31 protein-coding genes are annotated in these 26863 nt (G+C 69.3%); 20 read left to right on the plus strand and 11 right to left on the minus strand.

All coding sequences use genetic code 11. The annotated features are described in order from the left end of the window. Positions 1 to 81: 81 nt before the first annotated feature. Complete coding sequence (locus BM199_RS07185) at positions 82 to 1371, minus strand: DUF445 domain-containing protein (protein WP_091671330.1); 1290 nt, start codon at positions 1369 to 1371, stop codon at positions 82 to 84. Between the two features lie 29 nt (positions 1372 to 1400). Here BM199_RS07185 and BM199_RS07190 point away from each other — a divergent pair, with 29 nt between their 5' ends. Next, positions 1401 to 2570: a pyridoxal phosphate-dependent aminotransferase gene (locus BM199_RS07190; RefSeq protein WP_091671332.1), complete on the plus strand. Its 1170-nt coding sequence runs from the start codon at positions 1401 to 1403 to the stop codon at positions 2568 to 2570. A 39-nt stretch (positions 2571 to 2609) separates the two neighbouring features. Here the strand turns inward: BM199_RS07190 and BM199_RS07195 are convergent, their stop codons facing one another. Continuing rightward, on the minus strand, positions 2610 to 3167 hold the full coding sequence (locus tag BM199_RS07195; RefSeq protein WP_091671334.1) for an RNA polymerase sigma factor: 558 nt from the start codon (positions 3165 to 3167) through the stop codon (positions 2610 to 2612). A gap of 365 nt (positions 3168 to 3532) precedes the next feature. Here BM199_RS07195 and BM199_RS07200 point away from each other — a divergent pair, with 365 nt between their 5' ends. Further along, the gene (locus BM199_RS07200; protein WP_143101782.1) at positions 3533 to 4759 is read left to right on the plus strand and encodes a hypothetical protein; all 1227 of its coding nucleotides are present in this window, start codon (positions 3533 to 3535) and stop codon (positions 4757 to 4759) included. A gap of 111 nt (positions 4760 to 4870) precedes the next feature. Next, positions 4871 to 5038, plus strand: a complete 168-nt coding sequence (locus BM199_RS33770; RefSeq protein ID WP_177242505.1) for a hypothetical protein — start codon at positions 4871 to 4873, stop codon at positions 5036 to 5038. A 150-nt stretch (positions 5039 to 5188) separates the two neighbouring features. On the opposite strand, the gene yczR is transcribed toward BM199_RS33770, so the two are convergent. Next, a complete protein-coding gene (yczR, locus tag BM199_RS07205) occupies positions 5189 to 6655 on the minus strand; it encodes a MocR-like transcription factor YczR (RefSeq protein WP_177242506.1) in 1467 nt (488 codons plus the stop codon). Positions 6656 to 6716: 61 nt separating this feature from the next. On the opposite strand from yczR, the gene yczE reads away from it, so the two are divergent. Further along, the gene (gene yczE, locus BM199_RS07210; protein WP_091671339.1) at positions 6717 to 7352 is read left to right on the plus strand and encodes a membrane protein YczE; all 636 of its coding nucleotides are present in this window, start codon (positions 6717 to 6719) and stop codon (positions 7350 to 7352) included. On the opposite strand, the gene BM199_RS07215 is transcribed toward yczE, so the two are convergent. Both BM199_RS07215 and BM199_RS07220 read right to left on the minus strand, forming a co-directional pair. Continuing rightward, positions 7349 to 7894 carry a Clp protease N-terminal domain-containing protein gene (locus BM199_RS07215; RefSeq protein ID WP_091671341.1) on the minus strand — a complete coding sequence of 182 codons (546 nt, stop codon included), beginning with the start codon at positions 7892 to 7894 and terminating at the stop codon, positions 7349 to 7351. The two genes, yczE and BM199_RS07215, sit on opposite strands and share 4 nt — an antisense overlap. A gap of 4 nt (positions 7895 to 7898) precedes the next feature. Then, complete coding sequence (locus BM199_RS07220; RefSeq protein WP_091671342.1) at positions 7899 to 8105, minus strand: sigma factor-like helix-turn-helix DNA-binding protein; 207 nt, start codon at positions 8103 to 8105, stop codon at positions 7899 to 7901. 65 nt (positions 8106 to 8170) lie between these two features. On the opposite strand from BM199_RS07220, the gene BM199_RS07225 reads away from it, so the two are divergent. From BM199_RS07225 to BM199_RS33780, 6 genes are all read left to right on the plus strand, one after another. Next, a complete protein-coding gene (locus tag BM199_RS07225) occupies positions 8171 to 8938 on the plus strand; it encodes a protein phosphatase 2C domain-containing protein (protein ID WP_091671344.1) in 768 nt (255 codons plus the stop codon). 191 nt (positions 8939 to 9129) lie between these two features. Continuing rightward, on the plus strand, positions 9130 to 9855 hold the full coding sequence (locus tag BM199_RS07230) for a DUF998 domain-containing protein (RefSeq protein WP_091671346.1): 726 nt from the start codon (positions 9130 to 9132) through the stop codon (positions 9853 to 9855). 159 nt (positions 9856 to 10014) lie between these two features. Further along, the gene (locus BM199_RS07235) at positions 10015 to 11388 is read left to right on the plus strand and encodes an amidase (protein WP_091671348.1); all 1374 of its coding nucleotides are present in this window, start codon (positions 10015 to 10017) and stop codon (positions 11386 to 11388) included. Further along, complete coding sequence (locus BM199_RS07240) at positions 11385 to 11942, plus strand: TetR/AcrR family transcriptional regulator (protein ID WP_091671349.1); 558 nt, start codon at positions 11385 to 11387, stop codon at positions 11940 to 11942. The genes BM199_RS07235 and BM199_RS07240 overlap by 4 nt, the downstream gene beginning before the upstream one ends. Positions 11943 to 12019: 77 nt before the next feature. Next, entirely contained in the window at positions 12020 to 12604 is a 585-nt protein-coding gene (locus BM199_RS33775) for a hypothetical protein (protein WP_177242507.1), read from the plus strand. After that, positions 12601 to 12963 (plus strand): transcriptional regulator, encoded by a 363-nt coding sequence (locus BM199_RS33780; RefSeq protein ID WP_177242508.1) that lies wholly within the window; start codon positions 12601 to 12603, stop codon positions 12961 to 12963. Before BM199_RS33775 ends, BM199_RS33780 begins: the two co-directional genes overlap by 4 nt. Here BM199_RS33780 and BM199_RS07250 read toward each other — a convergent pair. Both BM199_RS07250 and BM199_RS07255 read right to left on the minus strand, forming a co-directional pair. After that, positions 12914 to 13099, minus strand: coding sequence for a DUF397 domain-containing protein (locus BM199_RS07250; RefSeq protein WP_091671351.1), 186 nt, complete (start codon positions 13097 to 13099; stop codon positions 12914 to 12916). The genes BM199_RS33780 and BM199_RS07250 overlap by 50 nt on opposite strands. Further along, positions 13086 to 13961, minus strand: a complete 876-nt coding sequence (locus BM199_RS07255; RefSeq protein WP_091671615.1) for a helix-turn-helix domain-containing protein — start codon at positions 13959 to 13961, stop codon at positions 13086 to 13088. Before BM199_RS07255 ends, BM199_RS07250 begins: the two co-directional genes overlap by 14 nt. A 114-nt stretch (positions 13962 to 14075) precedes the next feature. On the opposite strand from BM199_RS07255, the gene BM199_RS07260 reads away from it, so the two are divergent. From BM199_RS07260 to BM199_RS07270, 3 genes are all read left to right on the plus strand, one after another. Then, positions 14076 to 14384 (plus strand): hypothetical protein, encoded by a 309-nt coding sequence (locus tag BM199_RS07260; RefSeq protein WP_091671353.1) that lies wholly within the window; start codon positions 14076 to 14078, stop codon positions 14382 to 14384. Then, positions 14381 to 14611 (plus strand): hypothetical protein, encoded by a 231-nt coding sequence (locus BM199_RS07265; protein ID WP_091671355.1) that lies wholly within the window; start codon positions 14381 to 14383, stop codon positions 14609 to 14611. The genes BM199_RS07260 and BM199_RS07265 overlap by 4 nt, the downstream gene beginning before the upstream one ends. A 90-nt stretch (positions 14612 to 14701) precedes the next feature. Beyond that, positions 14702 to 15070: a hypothetical protein gene (locus tag BM199_RS07270; protein WP_091671357.1), complete on the plus strand. Its 369-nt coding sequence runs from the start codon at positions 14702 to 14704 to the stop codon at positions 15068 to 15070. Between the two features lie 48 nt (positions 15071 to 15118). On the opposite strand, the gene BM199_RS07275 is transcribed toward BM199_RS07270, so the two are convergent. Then, positions 15119 to 16210, minus strand: a complete 1092-nt coding sequence (locus BM199_RS07275) for a hypothetical protein (protein WP_091671617.1) — start codon at positions 16208 to 16210, stop codon at positions 15119 to 15121. A gap of 146 nt (positions 16211 to 16356) precedes the next feature. On the opposite strand from BM199_RS07275, the gene BM199_RS07280 reads away from it, so the two are divergent. After that, positions 16357 to 16860 carry a hypothetical protein gene (locus BM199_RS07280; RefSeq protein WP_091671358.1) on the plus strand — a complete coding sequence of 168 codons (504 nt, stop codon included), beginning with the start codon at positions 16357 to 16359 and terminating at the stop codon, positions 16858 to 16860. Positions 16861 to 16978: 118 nt separating this feature from the next. Here the strand turns inward: BM199_RS07280 and BM199_RS07285 are convergent, their stop codons facing one another. From BM199_RS07285 to BM199_RS07295, 3 genes are all read right to left on the minus strand, one after another. Then, positions 16979 to 17776 (minus strand): ABC transporter ATP-binding protein, encoded by a 798-nt coding sequence (locus tag BM199_RS07285; protein WP_091671360.1) that lies wholly within the window; start codon positions 17774 to 17776, stop codon positions 16979 to 16981. Continuing rightward, a complete protein-coding gene (locus BM199_RS07290) occupies positions 17773 to 18807 on the minus strand; it encodes a FecCD family ABC transporter permease (RefSeq protein ID WP_091671619.1) in 1035 nt (344 codons plus the stop codon). Before BM199_RS07290 ends, BM199_RS07285 begins: the two co-directional genes overlap by 4 nt. Positions 18808 to 18890: 83 nt before the next feature. Continuing rightward, entirely contained in the window at positions 18891 to 19955 is a 1065-nt protein-coding gene (locus BM199_RS07295) for a FecCD family ABC transporter permease (RefSeq protein WP_091671362.1), read from the minus strand. Between the two features lie 217 nt (positions 19956 to 20172). On the opposite strand from BM199_RS07295, the gene BM199_RS07300 reads away from it, so the two are divergent. The 6 genes from BM199_RS07300 (at position 20173) to ligD (BM199_RS07325) (ending at position 26843) form a co-directional block, all read left to right on the plus strand. Beyond that, positions 20173 to 22440 carry a xanthine dehydrogenase family protein molybdopterin-binding subunit gene (locus BM199_RS07300; protein ID WP_091671363.1) on the plus strand — a complete coding sequence of 756 codons (2268 nt, stop codon included), beginning with the start codon at positions 20173 to 20175 and terminating at the stop codon, positions 22438 to 22440. Between the two features lie 27 nt (positions 22441 to 22467). Further along, positions 22468 to 22920 carry a (2Fe-2S)-binding protein gene (locus tag BM199_RS07305; RefSeq protein WP_091671365.1) on the plus strand — a complete coding sequence of 151 codons (453 nt, stop codon included), beginning with the start codon at positions 22468 to 22470 and terminating at the stop codon, positions 22918 to 22920. Positions 22921 to 23056: 136 nt separating this feature from the next. Further along, complete coding sequence (locus BM199_RS07310) at positions 23057 to 23785, plus strand: TetR/AcrR family transcriptional regulator (RefSeq protein WP_091671367.1); 729 nt, start codon at positions 23057 to 23059, stop codon at positions 23783 to 23785. A gap of 59 nt (positions 23786 to 23844) precedes the next feature. After that, the gene (locus BM199_RS07315; protein WP_091671369.1) at positions 23845 to 24309 is read left to right on the plus strand and encodes a DUF6401 family natural product biosynthesis protein; all 465 of its coding nucleotides are present in this window, start codon (positions 23845 to 23847) and stop codon (positions 24307 to 24309) included. Positions 24310 to 24481: 172 nt separating this feature from the next. Next, positions 24482 to 25924, plus strand: a complete 1443-nt coding sequence (gene ligD / locus BM199_RS07320; protein WP_091671371.1) for a non-homologous end-joining DNA ligase — start codon at positions 24482 to 24484, stop codon at positions 25922 to 25924. Next, a complete protein-coding gene (ligD, locus tag BM199_RS07325; RefSeq protein ID WP_091671373.1) occupies positions 25917 to 26843 on the plus strand; it encodes a non-homologous end-joining DNA ligase in 927 nt (308 codons plus the stop codon). The genes ligD (BM199_RS07320) and ligD (BM199_RS07325) overlap by 8 nt, the downstream gene beginning before the upstream one ends. The last annotated feature ends 20 nt before the right edge of the window (positions 26844 to 26863 follow it).

The following is a 26863-nucleotide window of genomic DNA, read 5'->3' on the forward strand; positions in this document are numbered from 1 at the left end:
CGGCGCTACCGCTGAACGAGCGAACACGTGATCAGGAGTGACGACGTAGCGTTCCGACCACGCACTCCAGCGAGAGCCGCGTCAGAACAGCAGTTGCGCGATCCCGTAGATCGCCACACCGGCGAGTGCGCCCACCACCGTGCCGTTGATCCTGATGAACTGGAGATCCCTGCCGACCTGGAGTTCCACCTTGCGCGAGGTCTCTGTCGCGTCCCAGCGCTGCACGGTGTCGGTGATGATCGTGGTGATCTCACCGGAGTAGTTCGTCACCACGTAGGACGCGGCGCCCTCCACCCAGCCGTCCACCTTGGCCGCGAGCGAGGCGTCGTGCACCAGGCGGTGACCGAGTTCCCGCAGCCCTGCCCGCACCCGCCTGCGCAGCTCGCTGGACGGGTCCTCGGCCGCGTTGAGCAGCAGTTCCTTCGCCGTCGACCACGCCGACCCGATCAGCTTCTGCACCTCGGGGTGCTCGATCACCTGCTGCTTGACCTGCTCGGCCCTGGCCATCGTCTCCGGGTCCTTCTGCAGGTCCTGGGCGAACTCGGAGAGGAACTTGTCCAGCGCGAGCCGCATCGGGTGGTTCACGTCGGTCTTCACCGCCCAGGCGAAGGACAGCACCTCGCCGTACACCTTGTCCGCGAGCATCTCGTCGACGAACTTCGGCGACCACGACGGCGCGCGGTCGGACACCACCCGCAGCATCGCGGTGTGGTTGTCGCGCACCCACTCGTAGGCGCGGTCGCACATCAGGTCGACCAGCTTGTGGTGCGCGCCGTCGGTGAAGACCTGATCGAGCAACTTGCCGAGCGGCGGTCCCCACGGCTTGTCGATGATCTGCCGCGCGACCGCGTGCTCCATCACCGCCTGGACGTCCTCGTCCCGCAGCACTCGCACAGCGGCACGCACGACCGTCGCCAGTTCCGACGTCACACGCTCGGCGTTCTCCTCCTGCGCGAGCCAGCCGCCCAACCTGCGCGAGGTCTCCACGCTGCGCAGCTTCTCCCGCACCACGTCCTCGGCCAGGAAGTTGCTGCCGACGAAGTCACCGAGGCTGTTGCCGAGCGCGTCCTTCTTGTTCGGGATGATCGCGGTGTGCGGGATCCGCAACCCCAGCGGATGCCGGAACAGGGCCGTCACGGCGAACCAGTCGGCCAGCCCGCCGATCATGCCCGCCTCGGCCGCCGCACGCACGTATCCGACCCAGCCGGGCCAGCCCGCCGACTCGGCCCAGCTGGCGAGCAGGAACACCACCAGCGCCCCGAGCAGGAACGACAGCGCCACCAGCTTCATCTTGCGCAGGCCGCGCCGCTTGGCCTCCTCACCGGCAAGGCCACCGGGAGGATCGGCCGGAGCCCGCGTCAGTTGCTTCACCCCACCATTGTCCGTGAGGATCTGCCGATATGCGCGAACCAGCCCTCGTCCCTCGTCTTCAGCCGTTCACCTCGACCATCTTCGCGGAGATGACAGCGTTGGCGACGCGTACCGGTGCAGTGAACCTCGGACAGGGGTTTCCGGACACCGACGGCCCGGTCGGCATGCTCGATGCCGCGAAGAACGCGCTGTTCAGCGGCGCGAACCAGTACCCGCCGGGGCCGGGCAGGCCCGAACTGCGTGCCGCGATCGCCGAACACCGTACCCGCTACGGCCTCCACCACGACCCGGACAGCGAGATTCTCGTCACGACCGGTGCCACCGAAGCGATCGCCGCGAGCCTGCTCGCGTTGACCGAGCCAGGGGACGAGGTGCTGGTCATCGAGCCGTACTACGACTCCTACGCCGCATCCGTGGCGCTGGCGGGAGCGACACGGCGAGTCGTGCCGCTGACGGCCGACTCCGACACCGGCCGGTTCCGGCTGGACGTCGACGCCGTGCGCGCCGCCGTCACCCCGGCCACCCGCGCGATCCTGGTCAACTCCCCGCACAACCCCACCGGCACCGTCTTCACCCGCGCCGAACTGGAGGCGCTGGCCACCGCCTGCGTCGACCACGACCTGATCGCGATCACCGACGAGGTCTACGAGCACCTGGTCTTCGACGACGCCGAGCACATCCCGCTGGCGACGCTGCCCGGCATGGCCGAGCGAACGGTCTCGATCTCCAGTGCGGGCAAGACGTTCAACTGCACCGGCTGGAAGATCGGCTGGGTCTGCGCCCGCCCCGAGCTGATCGGCGCTGTCAAGGCGGCAAAGCAGTTCCTGACCTTCGTCTCCGGCGGGCCGCTGCAGCCCGCCGTCGCGCACGCGCTGACGCACGAGCTGGACTGGGTCGAGCGGTTGCGCACCGACCTCGCGGGCAAGCGGGACCGCCTCTCGGCCGGACTCGCCGAGGCGGGGTTCGCCGTGCGGCCCAGCTCGGGGACCTACTTCGTCTGCGCAGACGTCCGGCCGCTGGGCTTCACCGACGCCGCCGACCTGGCCTGGCAGCTGCCGGAACGGGTCGGTGTCGCCGCAGTGCCCGTGCAGGTCTTCACCGACCATCCACAGGAGTGGAAGCACATCCTGCGCTTCGCGTTCTGCAAGCGGGACGAGGTGCTCGACGAGGCGATCGCCCGACTGCACAAGCTGGCCTGACCCGCCCGTCTCCACCACCGCGCCACTCGACTTCCCGGGTCAGCGCAGGTCGCCGCCATCGAAACCGTCGGCGAGGAGTCGCGCGCGCATCCGGCCGAAACACCGGGCCCGCAGCGGGCCCACGCTGCCGGGCGCGATGCGGAGTTCGATGGCCAGTTGCGCGTGGCTGAGGTCGGGCCGCATGACCAGCAGCCACAGCAGCTGCCGATGCCGTTTCGGCAGACCGGCGAGGGCTCGCCAGAAAGCCCTGCGGCACTCGTCGGATATCAGGAGCGCCTCCGGCGACCGCACCTGCGTTGCGTCATCCACCCGCTCGGGACGCGGGCACAGTTCGTGCCGGCGGCGCACGACCACCCGAACGGCCTGCCTGCGCGCGGTGGTGACCAGCCAGGCCTGCAACGCGGCCGGGTCACGCAGACAGGGCAAGCTCGTGGCGAGCGCCAGCCAGGTCGACTGGCACACGTCCCATGCATCGGCCTCGCCCAGGCGGTAGGCCCTCGCGACGGCCAGCACGAGGCCGGTGCTGTGGCGTACGAGCAGGACCCACGCTCGCTGGTCACCCCCTGCCGCTCGCAGGCACACCTCACGCAAGTCCATGCCGGCACCGCCCGTCGGTCGCCGCCGCCGTCGGCGACGTACTGCCACTGAGACGACACGCAGAGTGGGCAGGATCCCTAACGATCCAGGTCAGGGCACAGTCGAGTAGATCTACTCAGGCGAAAGTTGATACTGCTCAATCAGCCGCCGACAGGTACCCTCAGTGATCAACGACGAACCCGGCGCCACCGGTGTCGGTACGACAATTCGGCCAACTGGGCTGGATCGAACGCTTTAGAGGTGAAACACTCCCCAGCGGTGCTAGAAAAAGGACAGCCCCGGTAGAGCTGCTACCAGGCCAGATGTGTCCCGACGAAACAGCAGCGACGCTCGAATGAGCCGAGGCCCGGACGGTGGTGGTGGCGATGCTGAGCAGGGGATCGGCATTCCCGCTCGACGCCGGCCCTGTCCGCGTCCTGGCCAGGGTATTGCTGGTCGTGGGCCTCGCCGTGGCGGGCTGGCTGCTCGTCATGGCCCTGAGTTCGCCCGCGCTGGCGAGCGACACCACGGGCGACAGCGGGCAGTCCACGCCCGACAGCACCCCTACCGCGCCTGCTCCCGCTCCGGATGACGAGACTCCGGCCCCGGCCGAACCGGCCGAACCGGCCGAGCCCGCCGAGCCCGCCGAACCCGCCGAGCCCGCCGAGCCCGCTCAACCGGCAGAGCCGGCAGAGCCCGCGGAACCTGCCGAGCCCACGGAGCCGGCAGAACCCGCCGAACCCGCCCCCAGCGAACCGGCCGAACCGGCCGACGATCCAGCGGAGCCCATCGAGCAGGACCCGGCCACGCCGGACGAGGACGGGAAGACTCCCGCCACCAGCGACCCCGAGGAGCCCGCGGACGAGAACGCGGACCAGGACATCGACGTCGGCGACACCCTGCAACATCGGGAACGCACCGCACCCTCCGTGGCCACCACCGGCCCTGCCGCCCACAACAGCGGCGTGCTCGGCCTGGTAGGCGGCACAGTGAACGGCCTGGTCAGCTCGCTCGGCGGAACCGTCGACGGCCTGGTCCATGGCGCGGGTTCCGTCCTCACCCCGATCACGGGTGGCGGTTCGATCGTGCTGCCCCTGCCCGACATCGGGCCCGTGCTCCCAGACCTCGGCGGCGGAAAACAGCCCGCTCCGAGCCCGCCGACGGCCCCGGACGACGGTGACCGGATCACCGGTCCGCCCCCGGCGGAACCGCAGCCCGTCCCGCACTCTCCGCCCGTTCCGGCGCAACCGAGCCCGGCAGCCAAACCTTCCGGACCGCAGGAGCGCCAGTCGGCCTGGCCAACTCGAACACCGGCAGGCTCAGGCCTGGTCCACGACCTGACCGGATCCGTTGACGCGAGCGACGCCAACGCCTCGGACGGCTCCGGCAGCAGTCCTGGCGGCAATCCACTCGCGCCCGCGCACACCGCGCCCACTGGGCCGATCAGCCAGGCGAACGCCGGCCCCGACAACACCGCGGGTGGCCGTCAGTCGCTCGCCGTGCTGGGCTCGGCCGCCAACACCACACAGCTGCGCATGATGGGCACCAGCCGCAGCCTCGCGGCCGAGGACGCCGGCCGGGATGCCGGGCTGCCCACCACCTCCCCCGACTGACTTCAGCCCGTTCAGTCAGGACCGCCGCGTCCAAACCAAGATCAACTTCTCTTTTGATCCGCCCGCGCGCAGCCGTTGTCAGCAGCGCGAACCAGGGCGTGAGGGGCGTACATGAACACCCAGACCACACGACTTCCCGCCCGGCCGACCGCGCCAGGCCGGGTCGGGACCCGGTCCTGGCGTCGCGCTGCCCCCGCGACGCCAGGACCCACCAAGGGCGCGCTTCGGACGTTCCTGCTCACCGCGCCGAGCAGGAACACCAGTCCGATGCGCGCCTGAGTCGCAGGCGCTTTGCCGGCACGTCGAGGGGCTGCGCCGGCAGGCAGCCGCGACATACAGCCGGTGCGCTGGATGACCCGCCGTCTCACGTCCCTGGAGAGACGGACCGGCATCCGGCGCACCGGCTGTCTTTTCGTCCTTCTCAGGCAGTCACGCCACGGGGGTGTCGACCGCGGGCCCACGACCGACGCTTGAAAGGCGCAATGACGCGGCCGCGGCGCTCACCCGCCGCATCGCCTCCTGCAACTGCTCGACCGGCTGGCTGAACGGCAGCCGGACCCAGCTCTCCAGACCGCCGTCGGTGCCGAAGCGCGGCCCCGGCGCGAGCTGCACGCCATGGTTCACCGCAGCGACGGCGAGTCTCGTGCTAACCGGTTCCGGCAGTCTGCACCACAGGGACAGTCCGCCCGAAGGCAGGCGGAACGACCAGTGCGGGCAGTACTCACGCACGGCGTCGGCCAGGGCGTCCCGCCGCACCCGCATCTCCTCCCGCCTGCCCCGGAGCACGGTGTCCGGGTCGGTGAGCAGTTCCGCGAGGACCAGTTGCTCGAACACCGGGGAGCCGAGGTCGAGGGTGTACCTGGCGGCCATCAGCCGCCCGAGCATCTCCTCCGAAGCCCGGATCCAGCCCAGCCGCAGCCCGCCCCAGTGCGACTTGGCCGCCGAGCCGACGGTGATCGCCCAGTCCCCGGCGAAGGCGGCCAGCGGCGGCGGTCCGGCCACGGGATCCCCTTCCAGGTCCACCTCGGCGTGGGTTTCGTCCACCACGACGGGAGTGCGCGCCTTGGCCAGCACGGAACCAAGGCGCTGCCTGCCCGCTGCGTCGAGCCGGAGGCCGGTGGGGTTCTGGAAGTCGACCAGCAGGTAGGCCAGCCGCGGCGCCGCCTGGCGCAGCGCCGCCTCGATGCCCTCGATGTCCCAGCCGCCGTCCCTGCCGCTGGGGTCGAGACCGACGGGAACGGCGAGGGTGTGGGCAGCGCGGATGGCTTCCAGCGCGTTCGGGTAGCTGGGCCGGTCGACGAGCACCCGGTCCCCCGGCCCGGCCAGCGTGCGCAGCGCCAGGACGAAACCGTGGTGCGCGCCGTTGGTGACCATCACCTGAGCCGGGCTCGTCGGCAGTCCCCTCGCGGTGTAGCGCTCGGCGATCCGGGCGCGCAGGTCCGGTAGCCCGAGGTCGCTGTACCCGTGGCCGGTGAGTTCTTCGCACAATCGCCGCCTGGCCACGTCGACCGCAGGCAGCAGACCGGCGACGGCAGGCGGGGAGGCGCGGGCGAGATCGATCAGCCCGGCCCCCTCGGGCGGGGCAGGGTCGAGACCACCCCGGCGCGGCGTGGTGATCCAGGACCCCGCGCCGCGCCTGCTCGCGACGAGGCCATCGGCACGCAGCCGGTCCAGTGCCGCCCCGACCAGGGTGCGGCTGACACCGAGCGCGTCGGCCATCTCGCGTTCGGCGGGCAACCGGGTGCCCGGCGTGAGCTGCCCGTCCAGCACCTGCATCTCCACCGCACCGGCGAGATCGGCCGCGCCCCGGCGGGAGCCACCGTGCCGCCAGGTGCCCAGGACCATGGCCAACCGGCGACCAGATATGCGTCCACCTGGTGGAATATCGCGGTTCATCAGACCAATTATTCAGAATTGGCTATGGTAAAGCTAGCCAATCGGGCAGATAGTTCTTCCTGTGCCCAAGGTTGACCTCTTCCCGGTTCGTGTGTCCGTCCACCCTTCCCGCCGACTGACCCAACTCGTGCTCGGCCTTGTCCTGTACGGCGCGAGCGCGGCCATGCTCACCAGGGCGAACCTGGGGCTCGACCCGTGGAACGTGCTCCACGAGGGCCTCACGAAACTGACCGGGCTGACCTTCGGCACGATCACGGCGATCGCCTCGGTCGCCGTGCTACTGCTGTGGATCCCCCTGCGTCAGCGGCCGGGGATCGGCACCGTGCTGAACGTCATCATCATCTCGGTGACGGTGGACCTGACCAGGATCGTGCTCCCCGAGCAGCACACCCTCGGCTGGCAGATCGCCGTGCTGGTCGGCGGCGTCGTGCTCAACGGCCTGGCGACCGCCGCCTACGTCGGTGCGCGACTCGGTCCGGGACCACGCGACGGCCTGATGACCGGGCTGGCGGCGCGCACCGGCCGTTCGGTGCGGCTGGTGCGGACCGGCATCGAGTTGACCGTGCTGGCCACCGGGTGGTTGCTCGGCGGCACGGTCGGCGTCGGCACCGCCCTGTACGCACTGGCGATCGGCCCACTGGTCCAGGCCTTCCTCCCCCTGGTCGCGTACCGCCATCGGCCGCCGGAAGTCGACTAACCGGCGGGCATGCGCGCGAGCACCTGGCGGACGGCGGCGTGGTCGACACCGTGGGCGCGCAGAATGTCGGCGACCGGACCGGGCATGGTGGTCAGCGCGAGCAGCAGGTGCTCGGCGCCGATGTGCTTGTGTCCGAGTTCCAGCGCCTCGGACAGGGTGAGCTCCAGCGCCCGCTTCGCCTCGTCGGCGAACGGGATGTGATCGGAGCCGAACCAGCGTCGCCTGCGTGGCCGCCCGGCAGCGGCGAGCGCGTTCTCCCCGTGCACCTGCTCTACGCGCTCCACGATCCGCTCGACGTCGATACCGAACGACTCCAGCGCGGCGACATCGGACGCGCTGATCCCGCCCCTTCGTCGCATCTTCGCCAACTCGTCGGCCAGCGACGCCGGTTCGACGCCGAGTTCGCCGAGCACTCCGCCCGAGGAGTCGAGCAGCGCCAGCAGCAGGTGCTCGGGCTCGATGCGTTCGGTCCGCAGCCGGACGGCGTGTTCCTGTGCGTCGATCACGGCCACGCGGGCATCTCGGGTGAATCTCTCGAACATCTGCCTACCTCCCGTACTTCTTGTGCACGGCCTGCCTGCTCACGCCCAGTTCGGTGGCGATCTCCTGCCACGACCAGCCGTTCACGCGGGCACTGCGGACCTGCACGGCCTCGAGTTGCTCCAGCAGCCGCCGCAGTGCCGCGACCGCGCGCAGTCCCACTCGGGGATCGCGGTCGCCGACCTGGGCGGCGAGATCGGTTACTTCGGTCATGGGTGTCAATCTAGGTTGACGTGGTGAGGATGTCAACCTCAGTTGACGCCCGCTAATGTCGACAGGTGCCCGACATCGACATCGACATCGCCGAGCAGGCAGGCGTTGGCGCGGACGGCAGGCCGCGCCCGACCGAGGACCACGTCGTCGTGCTGGACAACGCGGTCGTGCTGCTCGACGGCGCGACCTCACCGTCCCCCGACCTGCCGAGCGGCGGCTGGTACGCGGGACTGCTCACCGAGCGGCTCGCGGCGGGCCTGCGCTCCGCGCCGGACGCCGACCTCGCGCGGTTGCTCTCCTCCGCGATCGCCGACGTCGCGGCCGAGCACGACTTGCGGATCGGCAACTCGCCGTCGAGCACGGTGGCGATGCTGCGCTGGACCGACGAGCGGGTGGACGCGCTGGTGCTCGCCGACAGCCCGATCGTCGCGTTCAGCAGGGCGGGCGTGCATGTCGTGTCCGACAACCGGATCGCCGAGCTGCGCGGTGGCGGGAAACTTCGGACCGGTGCCGACGTGCGGGCGCAGCGCAACGCTCGCGGTGGTTTCTGGGTCGCCGAGGCGGACCCCGGGGCGGCGGAGCACGCGGTACGGGCGAGCTGGCCGCGCGCCGAACTCGAAACCGTCCTGCTGGCCACCGACGGCGTCGCGATCGGGGTGGACGAGTACCGGATCCTCGACTGGCCGCAGGTGTTGAAACTGGCTCGCGCACACGGTGCGCGGGCGGTTCTCGACGCGGTGCGCGACGCCGAACTCGACGATCCGCACGCCACCCGGTGGCCGCGGCCGAAGCGGCACGATGACCAGGCACTCGCCCTGATCCACTTTCACTGAGCCCTGAATCACACCCAGCGGTGTTCCGGGTGAGGTGCTCGCACTTTCCCGGGAAAGTGTTGTAGTTGCACGCGCCGGGTATCGCACTTTCCCGGGAAAGTGCGAGGCGGATCGTCGGCACGGGTGGTTCTCAGGGGTGAATCAGGGATTTCCCGGATCACACGGAATATACTTTTCGCCAGGCTTGGTTCATGGGTGACATGGGGGCACGAAGAGCCGAGGTTGTCAGTCAGGACGCGAGCAGAACCCGGCCCTGGGTGGTGACGTCGGCTTCGGCGATCGGCTGGGCGCTGTTCACGATGGTGATCCTGCACGTGGTCAGCTCGCACGACCCGGTGCTGGACACCATCAGCAGCTACGCCTTCACCGAGCGGGGAAGCGGCCTGCTGGAAGCCAGCGTGCTTTCCCTCGCGATCGGGTCGCTCGCGCTGCTCGGCGCGCTACTGGCGGCCGGGGTGGCGATGGGACAGACGGGCGCGCTCCTGTTGATCACCTGGTCGTTCGGCCTTGCCACGGCAGCCCTGTTTCCCGCGGACTTCGCCGACACCGTCGACGTGACGACCGGACGCGTCCACCAGTACGCGAGCCTGCTGGCCTTCCTCAGCCTGCCCGGCGTCGGCTTCGCGATCGCGGACCGGCTGCGCGATGTGGCGGGCATGGAACGGAGTCGGGTCCTGCTGCTGCGGGCATCGTGGATCGGCGTGCTCAGCCTGGGCGTGTTCGGCTTGAGCTACGCCCTGAACGCGATCGGCGACGTCCCGGTGCTGCAACAGCTTTCCGCCACACTCCCCGTAGGCCTGGCACAACGAATGACCCTGCTCACCGACCTGGCCCTCCTGACCACCCTCGTCCTGGTCGCCGCCAAAGCCCCTGGTGCGTCTGCAAGTACCACCAAGCAAGGTCAACTTCGCCACTAACCGCTACCAAGCGAAGTGCTCCGCACGGCCACTCAAGGGCGTACAAGCCCCGCTTGGTAGCGGTTGGTGACGCTGTCGATCTTGCTTGGGTGTACTTGCAGACGCTCCAAACCCGCGGGCGATGGTACTGTTCGTTCGAACGAACGAATGGGGATTGCGATGGGTGCAGAGGTTGCGTTCGCGGGGCTGGGCAGCCAAGCGGCGTCGCTTGCCGAGGGGCGAACGTCCGCTGTCGCGCTGGCCACCGAAGCCTTTGCGCGGATCGAGCGGGCGCAGCAGACACTGAACGCGTTCCGGTTTCTGCGTCAGGAGCAGGCGATGGCGGAGGCCGCCGACGCGGACCGGCGGCTGGCCGCAGGGGAACGGTCGCCACTGCTCGGCGTGCCGGTCGCGATCAAGGACGACGTGGACATCGCGGGCCTGCCGACCGCGTTCGGCTGCGCGGGCGACTTTCCGGTGCGGGACAACGACTCCGAGGTCGTCCGGCGACTCAAGGACGCCGGTGCCGTGATCGTCGGCAAGACCAACACCCCGGAGATCGGACAGTGGCCGTTCACCGAGAGCTCCGCGTTCGGCGCCACCCGCAACCCCTGGCACACCGACTACTCCCCCGGCGGATCGTCCGGTGGTTCGGCGGCGGCCGTGGCTGCCGGACTGGTGTCCGCGGCCCTCGGCTCCGACGGCGCGGGCTCGGTGCGGATTCCGGCCGCCTGGAACAACCTCGTCGGCATCAAGACCCAGCGCGGCCTCGTGCCCAGCACGCCGGAGCCGGAACTCTTCCACGGACTGACCGTCATCGGCCCACTCGCCAGAACAGTCGCCGACGCCGCTCTGCTGCTCGACGTCGTCGCGGGCACCGGCCACCGCCACCAGCACGCGGCACAGCGCACCCCGGACCGGTTGCGCATCGGCCTGTCCATCCGAATCCCTTTCACCGCAACGAAAACCCGGCTCGACCCGGTCGTCCGCCAGGCAGTCGCCCGGCTCGCGGGCACGCTGGCCGAACTCGGGCACGAGGTCGTTCCGGCCGAGCCGCGCTACGGCCTGATCGGACTGGACTTCCTTCCGCGCTCACTGGCCGGGGTGCACGACTGGGTGGGCCGCGTGCCCGACACAGCCGTGCTCGATCCGCGAACCAGGGCCAACGCGCGAACCGGATCGTGGCTGCACGGCCACGCGCTGCGCCTGTCCCGCAAAGCCGAACCACTGCTACATCGGCAGGTAGGTGCGGTCTTCCGCGACATCGACGTGCTACTCGCACCAACCACGGCGACCCCACCGCCGCGCATCGGTAGGTTCGACGGCCTCAGCGGGTGGCAGACCGACCAGGCGATGATCGCCGCCTGCCCCTACGCCTGGCCCTGGAACGTGCTGGGCTGGCCGGGGGTGAACGTGCCCGCCGGCCTCACACCCGACGGCCTGCCGCTGGGTGCACAGCTGCTCGGGCAGGAAGGCACCGAGGAACGGCTGATCTCGCTGGCCGCGGAGCTGGAGACGGTGGAGCGCTGGCACGAGCGGAAGCCCCCCGCGTGAGCACCAGGAAGAAAATCCTCCGCGCGTCGCTGCGCGTGATCGGCGAGCAGGGGGTGGCGGGGCTGACCAACCGGCGGATCGCCGCCGAGGCCGGGGTCTCGCTCGGCTCGCTGACTTACCACTTCCCCAGCCAGACGGAGCTGCTGCGCGAGGCGATGCTGTTGTTCGCCGAGGACGAGACGCGGCAACTCGCCGGTCTCGCGGAGGCGCAGCGGGGCGGGAACCCTTCGGTGCGGGAAGCCGCGGCCACGGTGGAGCGCGTTCTGGAACAGATGACCTTCGGCACCGACGAGATCGCACCTCTGGAGCTGTATCTGCAGGCCGGACGCGACCCCGCGCTGCGCGATGCGACGCAGCGGTGTTTTGCCGCCTACGACGACTTGGCGCTGACCATCCTGCGCACGCTCGGCGTGCCGGACGCCGAGCGGCTCGCCGGTCCGGTCGTGGCGCTGATCGCCGGACTGCAACTGCGCAGGCTGGCGACCGGCGCCACCAGCGCGACACCGGCCGCGGACTCGCTGCTCATGCTGATCCAGGGCGCGGCAGCCGACTGAAACCGCCATGGTTTGCATTGCAAACCGGTTTGGCTCGCTGTACGGTCAACTCCTGTCAGCGCTCCTGGGGAGGAATCGTGAACGATCGCGCCAAGCTGGAAAGAGTCCGCTTCGTCACCGCACACTTCGAGTACCTACAAGGACTCGCGACCGTGCCGGTGCTCATCTGGGTCGGCCTGGCGATGGCCTACGCGGGCGACTGGATCAACGGGTGGGTCGTCCTGGCCGCGACGCCACCGCTGGCGCTGGCGGCCATCGCGGCACTCGCTCACTACCGTCGCACTTACGGCCAGGTGCGACAGCCCGAAACCAAGGCGCACAAGGGTGTGCTGCTCTGGCCCACCGCCGCCGTCATCGCGGTCATGCTCCTGGTGGGCAGCCTCAACCTCACGCTGCCGATCGGCGTCGAGGGCCTCGTTCTGGCGGGCGCGGCGCTGGCGGGCGCCTGGTTCCTGCGCCCGCTCGCCCCGGCGATGCTGCTGGTGAGCATGGCCGCGCTGATCGTGAGCCTGCTCCCGTTGGGTGGCCCCGATGGTCCGCATCCACTGTCCGACACCGAAATGTGGATCCTGGCGCTCTGCGGGGCCGGTGCCGTGGTGCAGGTGTGGGGTCACCTGCTGCTGCGGCGCACTCTCGGAGCCAGGGAGGCCACGAGCGCGTGAACGGACCGTTCGAGGAACTCGCCGGACTGGACAAGCTGATCCACGAACCCGCCCGGCTGGCGATCACCACCGCCCTCAGCGCGTGCGAGCAGGCCGACTTCCTGTTCCTGCAACGACTGACCGGGCTGTCGAAGGGCAACCTGTCCGCGCATCTCAGCAAACTGGAGACGGGCGGACTGGTGACGATCAGCAAGCGGTTCAGCGGCAAGCGCCCGGAGACCTGGGTCCGGCTGACGAGCGAGGGCAGCAAGGCGTTGGCCGCACATTGGGAACGGCTCGACGCGCTGCACAAGCAGGCGCGTGACTGGACTAACGCACCTGGTCGAGAAGGGCCTGCCAGGGCACCCGGGGCACGGTGAGGGCGCCGCCGGGCCGGTCCTTGGTGTCGCGGACCAGCACCTGGTCGGCACGGTGCCCGACCTCGACACAGTCACCACCGTTGGTGCTGTAGCTGCTGGTGCGCCAGGTGACGCCATCCGGCTCAGGCACGTTCATCGCGATCCTCTCCCGAGGGGTACAGCTCGGTTGCCAGGCTGGCAATCAGCTCTCGCGATTGTCCCTCATCAAGCGCCTTTCCCGCGAGGCCATGCAAGATTCGGCGATAAGCGGCAATTTCCACCGGCTCCTCAAGGAAGAGGCAGGACGTCTCGCTGTCGAGGTACACCACTGGCTTGAACTCGATGAACTCCATCAACTCGAACTGGCCAGCGATCCCCGGGTGTCCACCGACCGATGCAGGGATCACCTGTATTGCGACGTACGGGCGCACCGACATTCGCAGCAGGTGGTGCAGCTGATCCGATCTGATGTCCGGAGCACCGATGGGGAGGCGGAGAGCATATTCGTGAATGAAGAAGGTAAATCGAACCGATGGTTGCCTGCTGAACAGGCTCTGCCGAGCCAGCCGGGCTGCCACCCTGTCTTCGATCTCATCGGCTGGTGCATTGCCGGTCTCGGCCATCAACTCCCGCGCGTAGTCCCCTGTCTGCAACAACCCAGGCACAATCACCGGTTGGAACTGTCCGATGCTCACCGCCTTGTCCTCGTGGTCGATTAGCGTGCGGAGTTGCTTCGGCAGGCGGTCGCCGTGCTGCTGGAGCCAGCCCGGCGTGCCCTGATCGCGAGCGAGCTGGATCAGTCGTTCGCGCTCGCCCCCCTTCACCTCGCAGATGGCGAGGATGCTCACCACTTCCATTTCCGTCCCGCCGCGTTTCCCGGTCAGAATCCGGGAAACCCGGCTCTGCGACCAGCCGAGCTTGCGCCCGATCTCACTGCCGCTGATTCCGGCCCTGCGCATGACAGCACGCAGCCCCTCGCCCAGCTCCCGGCTGCGGACTGTGGTTTCGCGGTCCTCCATGTGGTCGAAAGTAGACCGCGCGCAAGCGGTGTCATGGCGGCGCGCGGACATATCCCCCGAAGAGGCGCGGGTATGTCCACAGGACACAGGGTTGGCTGTAGTGGGAGGCAGACCATGACCACAGTTCCCGCCGCACTGGCGGAGGCGTACGCGTTGCTACGCGAGGATTTGTACGACCATCTCGACCGCGCCGAGTTCCTCGCGATGCAGTGCACCCACTGGGACACAGCGGACATCGCGACGGCGCGCAGGCTCATCCCGGACCTGGTGGACGTCGTCCGCGCAGCGCTGGCACAGCACGAAACGGGGCCGCACGGCCGCTGTCGAGGCTGTCTTCGCAGCTGGCCGTGCGACACCGTCGTGGCGATCCATCGCACGATCAAGGACCGCGACCGTGCGCTCGTCGCGCTGGCCGCCTCATGACCCTCATCTTCGCGCGCCTCCTGCGCGAACACGCACGAGGCGAGAGCGAGCGAGTCGTGCATCTGATCCGCCTGCCGGGCGACGGCGGCATTCCCCCGCATCTCTTCGCGCAGTGCGGCGAACGCTTCGAGCCGTACGTCCTGGAAAGCCTTCCCCTTCCCGGCGGCGCCCCCTGCGTCCCCTGCTTGGCAGCGGTGCCGCGGCCAGGCCTGCCTCCGAACGAGTGAACCCGCGCTAATCTTCCGCGCCCCCGATTCGGCTGTGCTGCACTGGATTCTCGTGATGGGGAGCACAACGCAAGGAATGAGGGGGAAGGAATGCGCAAGCTGAAGCAAGCTACCGCTGTAGCCGCATTGGCGATCAGTTCCATCGCAATGGCGGGGGTCGCCACCGCAAGCACGGTGGAGACGACTGACGAATTCACCATTCAGGGCAAGTGTGGAGACGACTACGACATCCAGACCTCCGGGGCGCGAGCCACAGCTTCCCTCTGGTGCCACAACGGGAAGATCTACATCGACGGTTGGGTGAAGGACATCGCGGCGGACGGGGAATGCGCCGAGGTGTACGGCAACGTGGGCGACAGAAAGTTCAGGAGCCCACTGGCCTGCCCGAAAGGGGACGAGGAGTACTTCTCGTACTCCGGCAAGGGCAGTACCGCGAAGGTTTATCTGCGTGAGTTCTGACCTGTGAAACAGCAATGGCTGTGAGTCGGCCGTCGCCGCGGTCGCGGCTCAACCGCGACCGCAGCGGCGGCACGTACCGCGGCGGCGGAGGTAGTAGGCCAGTGCCGCCGCGGCGAGGGACACGCCCCAGATCGGCCACAGGGCCATGGGACCGACGGTCGCCCAGAGGTCCATCGAAAAGCCCCTGGCGATCAGTTGCCGGACGACCATCAGGCCGGCCGAGGTCACGATCACCGCGACGATCCCGGCTGGGACGACAGCGAGCATGATGGGCACCCGCTTGCCGGCCAGGCCGAGCATCCAGCGAGGAAACACCTCGCCCCAGCGATGTGTCAGGCCGTGCGTGAGCACCGCGCCAGCCAGACCGAGCAGGCCCAGGATCGCACCGGCCAGCCACATGCCCTCGCGCTGGCCGTCCTCCCACATCTCCTGGCTGAGTCCCAGCGGCCAGCCCAACGCCCATGCCCAGCGAGTGAGGTCGTAGAGCACCGGCACGGCCACGGCGACATAAACCGCCCAGCGGCCCCACCTCGCCGCCGACGCAGGGGTCGTCCAGGCAGCTCCCGTGGTCGCACCGCGCCCGCAGTTGCCGCAGTTCAGCCTGCTCCGTCGCTGGTACGACACCACGGCGAGCAGCCACAGCAGTCCGCCGAAGGTCAGCAGCATGAGGTTGACCGTCGGCCAGTCCAGGTGGTCCAGGTAGCTGACCGGTGGCCACCCGAACGGCGCGCCGACCAGGAAGATCGGGAGGTACGCGAGCATCATCAGCACGCGGTAGTCCGGAATCACCACCGCGAGCAGCACCGCGCAGCTCCAGCCGAACACCACGCCGGGTCCGCGCATCGCCGGTGGCAGACCGTGGCGCGCCATCGCCACCGCGAGGACCGCGCCCGACAGGCCGAGAACGGCGATGATCGGGCCACCGATCTCGGGCACGGCTCCGGCGAACAGGGTCAGCTCCCTGGACGGATCCCGCTCGCCGAAGGGGAACCCCGGCCAACCGAGCGACCAGCACAGCCCCAGAATTCCGTAGACCAGGCTCCACAAGCCCGCAGCCAGCCCGGCCCACTCTGGCCACCTCGCCCGCCAGCCGGTCTCGGCAACCGTGTTCGCAGGGCCCGCGTCGATCGTTTTCGTCATGCCCACAGCTTTGTCGCCGCCGGGATCCAGCTCCTCCCTCTGTGGAGGGATCTCCATCCCCCGTCAGATGCGTTGGCTTGGCACGGCGATGGCAGGTACCGGACTAGCTTCTCGACCAGGGAAATCGCCGGGCATAGGTTCGACGAATGGTGCTTCCAGACAGCGGTCGCGCACGCGGTGCCGGCCGGAAATCGGTGTTCTCGCCCCCGCGTGAACTCACGCTCGCCGCCGTGCTGCTGGTGCTCAGCGCGGTCCCCTGGTTCGTCGTGTACCTCGACAACGTCATCTCGTCGTCCTCGGCTCTGGGCGCAGGAGATCCCTCGGGCGGAACGTACGGCGCGTTGCTGCTGCTGAATATCGGCTACCTCGTGCTCGCCGTGCGGGTCCGGCTCGGACGCAGGGCGACCAGAACGAAGGTGCTGATCGCCACCGTGGCGTTCGACCTGTTGCTGGTGCTGATGCTGACCGGCCTCCGCACCTACGGATTCGGCTGGTCCGGCGAGACCCTCTCCGTTGTGGTCGTTTCCATGTTCACCCTCGTGGTGTCGATCATCGGACTGGTGCTGCTGTTCTCCGGTCCGGCAAGGAACTACGTCGACGAGTCCGAGGCGGGGATCCTCGCCCGTCTCAACCGGGCCAACGGCAGGTGACGTCGCACTTTCCCGGGAAAGTGCGGTTGGAGGTAGTTGGCGGCGTTGATGATCTTGCTTGGTGGTACTTGCAGGCGCACCATCCCTGAAACCGCACTTTTGCGGGAAAGTGCGAGTTCTAGGTGCCGGGGCGGAGGTGGGCGCTGATCGGGATCACCAGTGGTGTCCCCGAGACGGGGTCGGGCAGGACCTTCGCGTCCAGGCCGAACACGTCCGACAGCAGCTGCTCGGTGAGCACCTCACCCGGGGAACCCTGCGCCACGATCTGCCCGTCGCGCATGGCGACCAGCGTGTCCGCGTACCGGGCCGCGAGGTTCAGGTCGTGCAGCACCATCACCACCGTCGTGTCCCGATCGGTGTGCAGCCGGTGCACGAGATCCAGGACATCCACCTGATGTGCGAGGTCGAGGTAGGTGATCGGCTCGTCCAGCAGCAGCAACGAAGTGTCCTGTGCCAGCGTCATCGAGATCCACGCCCGCTGCCGCTGCCCGCCGGAGAGGTGGTCCACGACGCGCTCGGCGTGGACGTCCATCCCGGTCAGCGTCAGCGCCCGGCCCACGGCCTCCTCGTCGTCGCCCGACCACTGCCGGTACCAGCTCTGGTGCGGATGCCTGCCCCGCGTCACCAGATCGGCGACCGTCAGCCCCTCCGGCGCGCTGGGCGCCTGCGGCAGGAGGCCGACGACCTTCGCGACCTCCTTCGTCGGCTGCCGGTCGATCCGCTTGCCGTCCAGCAGCACCGCGCCCGCGCGCGGATTGAGCAGGCGGCCCAGCGCGCGCAGCAGCGTCGACTTGCCGCAGCCGTTCGGCCCGATGATCACGGTGACCGAGCCGTCCACCACGTCCAGATCGAGGTTCTCGACCACCACCCGCTCGCCGTACCCGAGGCGCACACCCTCGGCCTTCAGACGTGTCATGCGCGAGCCTCCCGGCGGGATCGGACGAACAGAAAGATCAGGTACGGCGCACCGAGGATCGCCGTGAGCACCCCGACCGGGAGGTCGGAGGCACCGGGCGTGAGGCGCACCGTGAGGTCGGCGCCCACGGTGAGCAGCGCGCCGAGCACCAGCGAGCCGACCAGCGGCGGCTGCGCGGTGCGGGCCAGCCGCAGCGCGATCTGCGGGGTCGCCAGCGCGACGAAAGTGATCGGCCCCGCGGCCGCGGTCGCCACCGCGGCCAGCGCCGCCGCCAGCAGCAACAACGTCGCCCGCGCGCCGTCCACCCTGATGCCGAGGCCGCGTGCGGTGTCGTCGCCGAACTGCAGTCCGCCGATGGTGTGCGCACAGACCAGCACGGCGGGCACCAGCAGGACCAGCGCGATGGCCGTGGGGGTGACCGCCTCCCAGCCGACATCGCCCAGGTTCCCGACGAGCCAGGTCGTGGCGCGGGTGGCGTCGTCCACGTCGCCGACCGTCAGCAGCCAGTTCACGACGTTGTAGCCGACCGCGGACAGCCCGATTCCGATCAGCACGAGCCGGTACCCGTCGATCCCCTTGCGCCAGGACAACAGATAGAGCAGCACACCGGTGAGGACTCCCCCGGCGAGCCCGGCGAGGGGCACGCCGATCTCGGCCGCCACGCCGCTGATCTGACCCCGGTATCCGCCCACCACGATCACCGCGACCGCGGCCGCCCCCGCACCCCACGTGATGCCGAGGATGTCCGGGCTGGCCAGCGGGTTCCGGGCGATGGACTGGAAGACGGCCCCCGCCAGGCCGAGGCCCGCGCCGACCAGGATCCCGGCCAGTGTGCGCGGGAGCCGGAGGTCGAAGATGATGCCCTGCTCGCGGCGGTCGCCCCCGCCCGCCAGCGTGCGCAGCACGTCGAGCACCTCGATATGGGAGCTGCCTTTGCCGATGTTCAGCGCGGCCACCAGCACCAGCAGGCCGAGGCCGATCAGCGGCACGGCCACCACTCGCGGGCGGACGGCCGCGGCGAAGGGACCGATCCGGACGACCCTGCGCCCGGGTGTGGTGTCGAGTTCGCGAGTCGGGGTCGACCGGGTCGACTGGGTCGTGGGAGTCGTGGGAGTCACAGCCTGGCCAACCCTCTTCGGCGCACGAGAACGATGAACACGGGCGCGCCGAGCACGGCGAGCATGATGCCGACCTCGAAGCTGTCGCCGGAGACGATCCGGCCGAGCACGTCGGCGAGCAACAGCAGGACCGCGCCGAGCAGCGCCGCGAACGGCACCAGCCAGCGGTAGTCGGGCCCGGTCAGGAACCGGGCGACGTGCGGCACGATCAGCCCGAGGAAGGCGATCGGTCCGCACGCTGCCACGGCCGCCCCGGTGAGCAGAGTGATCGCCAGCACGCCGGTGACGCGCGTCCGGCGCAGGTCCTGCCCGAGGGACTTCGCGACGTCCTCGCCGAGCGAGAGTGTGTTCAGTCCCGGCGTGTTCATCAGCGCCAGCAGCAGGCCCACGACCAGGAACGGGGCAATCTGCCCCGCGATGGCGAAGTCCCGTCCGGCGATCGAGCCGACGTGCCAGAACCGGTAGGTCTCCATGCCCTGCCGGTTGCCGAGCACGATCGCCGAGATGATGCCGTACAGCAGTGCGCTCACGGCGGCCCCGGCCAGCGCGAGCGTCACCGGAGTCGCACCGCGCCCGCCGACGGCGCCGAGGACGAACACCACGATCGCGGCGAGCATCGCCCCGGCGAAGCCGAACCAGATGAACGAGCTGAGGTCCTGCACCCCGAACACCACGACGGCCAGCACGATCGCGAACGCCGCCCCCTGGTTCACCCCGAGCAGGCCGGGATCGGCGATCGGGTTGCGGGTGTGACCCTGCATGAGCGCGCCCGCGACCCCGAGGGCCATCCCGACGAGCACGCCGATCACGGTGCGCGGCACCCGCAGCGAGCGAACCACGATGGTGTCCGGGTCCTGTGCCCCGGTCGGTGGATTCAGCAACGCGTCCCAGACCGCGCCGAGCGGAATCGCCCTGGCCCCGAACGCCAGACTCAGCCCGACCGCGAGGACGAGTGCGAGCAGCAGGACCAGCAGCCCAGCGAGCCGCCGACGGCGCTGACCGGCCTGGACAACGCGCCCACGGCTGCGTTGCCCGGCTGGTCCGGCAAGGGTCGCGGTCATTAGGGCAGCCTAACCGTTGGCGACACGCGCTCTTCCGTGACGCCGAACCCGCCGCATTTGCACCCGGGGCAAACAGGGCACGCAGTGCACCCGAAAGGGTGTATGTGAATTTCTGGCCGTACAGCCGGTCAGCCAGTAGTGTGACCTGCGCTACAGAGGTTAACGATCGCTTGCTTACCCGTTACCCCACGGCAACGCTGCCGAATTCGGAGTCCCGATGGCCCATCCCACCACGCCCCCCGTTTCCGTCCCCGATGCCGGCACGGATCCGCCCGGCGAGGGCGGCCTCGGCCGCCGCCGGTTCCTCACCTTTCTGGTCGCGGCGCCAACGCTGACCATCGCGGCCAAGCTGGGCGGTGACACGTTGGCCCCAGGCACCGCCGAGGCGCAGATTCCCAGCTTGCCCGCACCCGCCGACGTCGTCGATCTTGGCGACATCCTGATCCTCGCGGCGGCGCCGACCGCACACATGCTCGTGCTGGAGATCAGCGAGGACAACCGCGTCCGCGTCGAACTCCCCCGCGCCGAGGTCGGCCAGGGCATCAACACCGCCACGGCCATGCTGGTCGCCGAGGAACTCGGCATCCCGCTGGAGAACGTCGAGGTCATCCTGGCCGATGCCCGCCCCGAACTGCTGTTCAACCAGCTCACCGGAGGCTCCAACACCATTCGCGCGATCTACGGACCGATGCGCAACGTCGCCGCCGCGGCCAGGACCAGGCTGCTGGCAGCCGCGGGCGAGCAGTGGAACGTGCCCGCGGACCGGCTCTCCGCCCGCGGCGGTTCGGTCTTCGCCCCGGACGGTCGGTCGGCCACCTTCGGCTCGCTGTCGCACGCCGCCGCCCGCGCCTCCCTTCCGGTCGGCAAGGTCGCACCGAAGCCCGCATCCGAGCACTCGCTGGTCGGCACCCCGACCTCGCGCATCGACGCCCGGGGCATGGTCACCGGCGCCAAGCAGTACACATTGGACATGGACATCCCCGGTGCCATGCCGACGATGGTGCGGCATGCGCCGACGATCCACGGGACACCGAAGGCGGTGAACAACGAGGCCGAGATCCGCGCGATGTCCGGGGTGATCGACCTCGCCGTGATCCCCACGGGTGTCGCGGTGATGGCCGAGACGTTCGGGCAGGCCCTCAAGGCCAAGGACGCGCTCGACGTCACCTGGAATCCCGGCACGGTCGACAACGAGAACAACGAGACAATCAAGGAGAAGCTGCGCGGTGCGGCACTGCCGTTCGCCGTGCCGCCGCTGCTCGTCGACCATGTCGACGCGGAGTTCGACTTCGCCTTCGCCAGCCACGCTCCACTCGAGACCAACTCCGCCGTGGCCGACGTACGGGCCGACCGGGCGGAAATCTGGTCGGGCCTCAAGTCGCCGATCGTCGCCAAGCAGACGATCGCCAGGGAGATCGGGCTGCCGGAGAACAAGGTCACCGTGCACGTCGTGCAGGGCGGTGGTTCCTTCGGCCGCAGGCTCTTCTTCGACGGCGCGCTGGAGGCCGCGCACGCGTCCAAGGCGATGGGTAAGCCGGTCAAGCTCATGTGGACCCGGGTCGACGACATGCGGCACGGCAGGGCGCGGCCAGCGACGCACCACAAGGTGCGGGCCACTTTCACCATCGGCAACGTGCTCTCGTTCGAGCACCGGGTCGCGGCGGTGGAGACCGACTTCGGCCACGGCCTCGGCGAGATCCTCACCGCCACCGCGGCGAAACTGCCGGTCGGCGGCAACCTGAGCTTCGCGCAGACGGTCTTCCTGACCACGGTGAAGACGCCGTACAACTTCGGCGTCGTGACCAACCTGCTCAACGAGATCCCACTGAAGATGTACACCGGCAGCTGGCGTTCGGTGTACTCGGCGAACACCCGCGGCGTCGAGGAGATCATCGTCGACGAGATGGCCGCGAAACTGGGCAAGGACCCGGTGGAGTTCCGCAGGGCCTCGTTGAAGGACGACCGCCAGCGCGCCGTGCTGGACAAGGTCGCGGAGATCGGCGAGTGGGGCCGGGAGCTGCCTGCGGGCTTCGCGCAGGGCGTCGCGTTCCACGAGGAGTACAAGTCGGTCACCGCGTGCCTGGTGGAGATGGACGCGCGAGATCCGAAGAAGCCGAGGGTGACCAGGGCGAGCATCGTGGTCGACGTCGGACTGCCGATCAACCCGCGTGGCCTCGAGGGCCAGATGCTGGGTGGGCTCACCGACGCGATCGCCACCACGCTGCGGGCCGGGTTACACATCGACAAGGGACTGCCGCTCGAAGGCTCCTACTCGCAGTTCCACTACCCACGGCAGAAGGACTCGCCGCCGAAGGTGGAGATCGTGGTCATGCCGGCCACCACGGGCGAGCCCGGTGGCGCGGGCGAACTCGGGGTACCGGCAGCGGTCGGGGCCATCGCCAACGCCTACGCGCGCGCGACCGGCACCAAACCGCGCAGCTTCCCGATCAACTTCGACATCGACTTCGAGCCGTTCCCGCGCTGAGCGCAGGCCCTTCCAAGGAGTTCCCCCGTGCCCAACTACACCTTTTCCGTGAACGGGAAGGCCGTCACCGTCGACGCGCCTGCCGACCTCCCGCTGCTCTGGGTGCTGCGCGACAAGCTCGGCGTCAAGGGCCCGAAGTACGGCTGTGGCATCGACGTCTGCAAGGCGTGCACCAGCCACCTCGACGGCGCCGCGATCAACCCCTGCGTGACCCCGGTGGCCGAAGTGGAGGGCCGTGAGGTCACCACGATCGAAGGCCTCGCCGACGGCGACAAACTGCACCCGGTGCAGGAAGCCTGGCTGGAACTCGATGTGCCGCAGTGCGGGTACTGCCAGCCCGGACAGATCATGGCGACCGTAGCGCTACTACGGCAGAATCCCGACCCGACCGACGAGGAGATCGACGCGATCGAGAACGTCTGCAGGTGCGGCACTTACTTCCGCATTCGCGAAGCGATCAAAAAGGTCGGTCGCTCCTGACTCGTGACTGCGGCGGCGGGTGAGCCGTCCGACCGCTACGGTGGCCCCGGGAAGAACGTGTTCCCGGGGCCGACGTACGTCCTCCAACGCCAGGCCCGGGCAGTGTGGCCCACGAATCTGAGAAGGGGATGACGTCATGAGCACCTCGAGACTGCGGAGACCGACCGCGGGCAAGTCGGGTGCGATCCTGGAGACCTTCACCCGTTACGTCGCCGAACGCGGCTACGACGGCACGAACTTCGGCGACATAGCCGAAGAACTGGAGATCTCCAAGGGCACGATCGTGCACCACTACGGCACCAAGGACCAGTTGCTGGCCGCGTTGCACGAGTCGTACATGCAGCGCAGGCTGCGTGAGGCCCGCGAGATCGTGGAACGCCTCGCCTCGCCGAGCGAACGGCTGGCCGGGCTGCTGTTCGCGTTCATGCTGTACCAGGTACACGACCGCGCCGCGACCGTCGCGTTCCAGCGGGAGATCGCCAGGCTGGCTCGGCACGTCGCGCTGGCGGAGGGGGTTCGGCTGCGGTCGGAGTACCTTTCGCTGGTCCGCTCGCTGCTGCGGGACGGCATCGCCGAAGGCGAGTTCCGGGACTGCGACGTGCGGGTGCAGAGCCTGCTGTTCTTCGGCTCGGCGCACTGGGCGTGGACGTGGTTCGATCCCGAGGGCAGCGACACCGTGGAGCAGGTCGGAGCGAATCTGGTCGACCTCGTGCTAAGCAGCCTGCTCATCAACCGGGACCGGCTGGGAGAGCTGACCGATCTGGACGGTCACGTCCTCGCGACCGTCCTCGGTTGTCTCAGCAACGCCACCGGCACCGGGGACACGGCCGAGGAACCGGCGCAGCCAGTCCCTGCCATCCCCTGACCGGCGGACTATGGGCGTCACAGGTGGCTAGTTGGCGGCTACGTAGCGCATCATCGGGTGTGGACTGGCTGGAGTTGCTGACGGACCGATCGGCCCGACGCTGGTTGCGCCGGATGGAGTCCCGGCTCGAATCGGGCTGGGCGGCGTTGTCCCGACGTCCTGACGTGCAGCAACAGTTCCGCGCGCACCTCGCCGCCGTGACCGACGCCGTCCGCTGCGAGGACGAGCTGGTGCCCCGGCCGGAACCGGTCACCCCGCTGGTGCTGCTGGCCAGTCACGGCTACGAGGTGTTCCAGGAGGCCGACCGGCGTGGCTGGAAACCTCCGGAACACGAAGCTCAGTGGACGCCCGGCGAGTGGTACGGCCTGCGACTACTGGCCTGCTACTGGCTGGCGAGCGAGGTACGGCGTGGCCCGCCGATGCCACCGATCATCACGCTCGCCGACCCGGGCGAGCAGCCGACCCCGCTGGGCCGGGGCCTGCCGCCGCCGACAGAGGGGGAGGGTCGGCGACGGCAGGCTTAAGGGAGCGCGTACTGGGGGAGGTCGCGCTCCCGAACGCAGTTTAGGAGACTTTTCCTCTCCGCGCCGCGTTTGGGGCCAACTGCCGTAATTGGCTCGCTTCGAGTTTCACTCCACCCGCCATCGGATACCCCTCCTGTACGGCGATGCCGGAAGGGAGCGGGGTGCGACAAGAGTGGCCGGATTGGACGAGTACCGGCGAAAAAGAGACTCCAGGCGCACCCCCGAACCGGTGCCGGACGCGGACGAACTCCCCCGCGGCAACGACGACGTCTTCGTGATCCAGGAGCACCATGCCCGCAGGCTGCACTGGGACGTCCGGCTGGAGCGGGACGGGGTGCTGGTCTCCTATGCGGTGCCGAAAGGCCTGCCCCCCGAACCGGGCACCCCCCGGCTCGCGGTGCACACCGAGGACCACCCGCTGGAGTACGCGAGCTTCGAGGGCGAGATCCCGGCGGGTGAGTACGGCGGCGGGAAGATGCTGATCTGGGACAACGGCAGGTACGAGACGCTGCACTGGTCTCCGCACAAGGTCGAGGTCGTGCTGCACGGGCGCCGGGCGCGGGGGCGATATGTGTTCGTCCAGCAGCACGGCACCGAGTCCGATCGGAACTGGCTGGTGCGCCGCGTGGACCCCGCCGAACGTGAATGGGCCTCACTTCCCGGCTTTCTCCCGCCGATGCGGGCACGGGCGGGCGCCCTCCCGCCTACCGGGGAGGACGGCGACTGGGCCTACGAGTTCGCCTGGCAGGGGCAGCGCACGATCGCCAGGGCCCAGGGCGGCAGGGTGCAGCTGTTCGACGAGGCGGGTTCCGACGTGACCCGCATCTTCCCCGAGCTACGCGGTATGGGCGAGGAACTCGGGGCCACCGAGGCGCTGCTCGACGGCGAGATCGTGGTCCTCGATCAGGGGGTGCCCAGCCAGGAGGGACTCGATCGCAGACAGCAGGCGGGCGACACCCGGCAGGCGCACCGGCTCAAGGCCCGGTTGCCCGCGGTGTACCTGGCCTTCGACGTGCTGCACCTGGACGGGCGGTCCTGCCTCGAGCTGCCGTATCTGGAACGCAGAAAGCTGCTGACCGGTCTGCGGCTGGCCGGGCCGAGCTGGCAGACGCCCGAGCACTACGTGGGCGATGGCGGCTCGGTGGTGCGGGCCGGTCGGGCGAACGGCCTTTCCGGCGTCGTGACGAAACGAGTCGACGGCCCTTACCTGCCGGGCCGGAAAAGTCCCGATTGGACAGTGGTGGCCGGGGTCCGGGTGCAGGAGGTGGTGATCGGCGGCTGGCAGGCGGGCGAGGGAAACCGTTCCAGCTCGTTCGGCTCGCTGCTGCTGGGCGTGCCGCACGGTGACGCGCTGCGTTATGTCGGTTCGGTAGGCACCGGCTTCGACGCCGAGACACTGCGATCCCTCGCCGGGCGGTTGCGCCGCCTCGAGCGCAAGCGGAGCCCGTTCCACTCGCCACCCTCGGGCAAGGACCGTAACGTGCACTGGGTAAGGCCGGAGATCGTCGGGGAGGTCGTGTTTCGCGACTGGACGAAGGCCGGCTGGCTGCGGTCCCCTCGGTGGCGGGGCCTGCGGCCGAACCGGGAGGCGAGCGAGGTGGAGCTCGATGGCTGAACAGCGGATCTCCGTACGGGTTGACGACCGCACGCTCAGTCTGTCCAATCTGCACAAGGTGCTCTACCCGGCGAGTGGCTTCACCAAGCGCGACGTGATCGACTACTACAGCCGGATCGCGCCCGTCATCCTGCCGTACCTGCGCGACAGGGCCACGACGTTCCTGCGCTATCCGGAAGGGGTCGAGGGCGAGCCGTTCTTCGAGAAGGACGTCTCCCGTCACGCTCCGGACTGGGTGCGCACGGCCAAGCTGCGAACCAGCTCGCGGGGCAGCGGCTCGCGTGGATCGGAGATCAACGAGTATCCGGTGATCAACGACCTGCCGACACTGGTGTGGGCGGCGAATCTCGCGGCACTGGAGTTACATGTTCCACAGTGGACCGTAGGCCCTCGTGGTGCCCGGCGCAGCCCGGACCTGCTCGTGTTCGACCTCGATCCCGGCGCCCCCGCCGACATCGTGGACTGTTGCCGGGTCGCGGAACTGCTGCGCACCGAACTCGCCGAGGACGGTCTGACGGCGTGGGCGAAGACCAGCGGCTCAAAGGGGATGCAGCTCTACTGCTCCGTGCGCACCACGAAGCCGGAGCAGACCTCGGCCTACGCGAAGGCGTTGGCGGAACGGCTGGCGAAGGCGCACCCCGAGGCCATCGTGGCGAAGATGGCCAAGGCGGCCCGTCCCGGCAAGGTCTTCATCGACTGGAGCCAGAACAACCCGGCCAAGACCACGGTCGCGCCCTACTCGCTGCGCGGCCGGGAGCGGCCGACCGTGTCCACCCCCATCACCTGGGACGAGGTCGAGTCCTGCCGCAAGGCGGCCGACCTCGTCTTCACCAGTGACGACGTGCTGCAACGCGTCGACGAGTTCGGCGACCTGTTCGAGGAGGTGCAGGATCGACCCGCGAAACTCCCCCGCGTCTGACGGGATGCGTGGAAACGACG

Origin of the sequence: Amycolatopsis marina (assembly GCF_900111885.1) — a bacterium.
Classification (GTDB): Bacteria; Actinomycetota; Actinomycetes; order Mycobacteriales; family Pseudonocardiaceae; genus Amycolatopsis; species Amycolatopsis marina.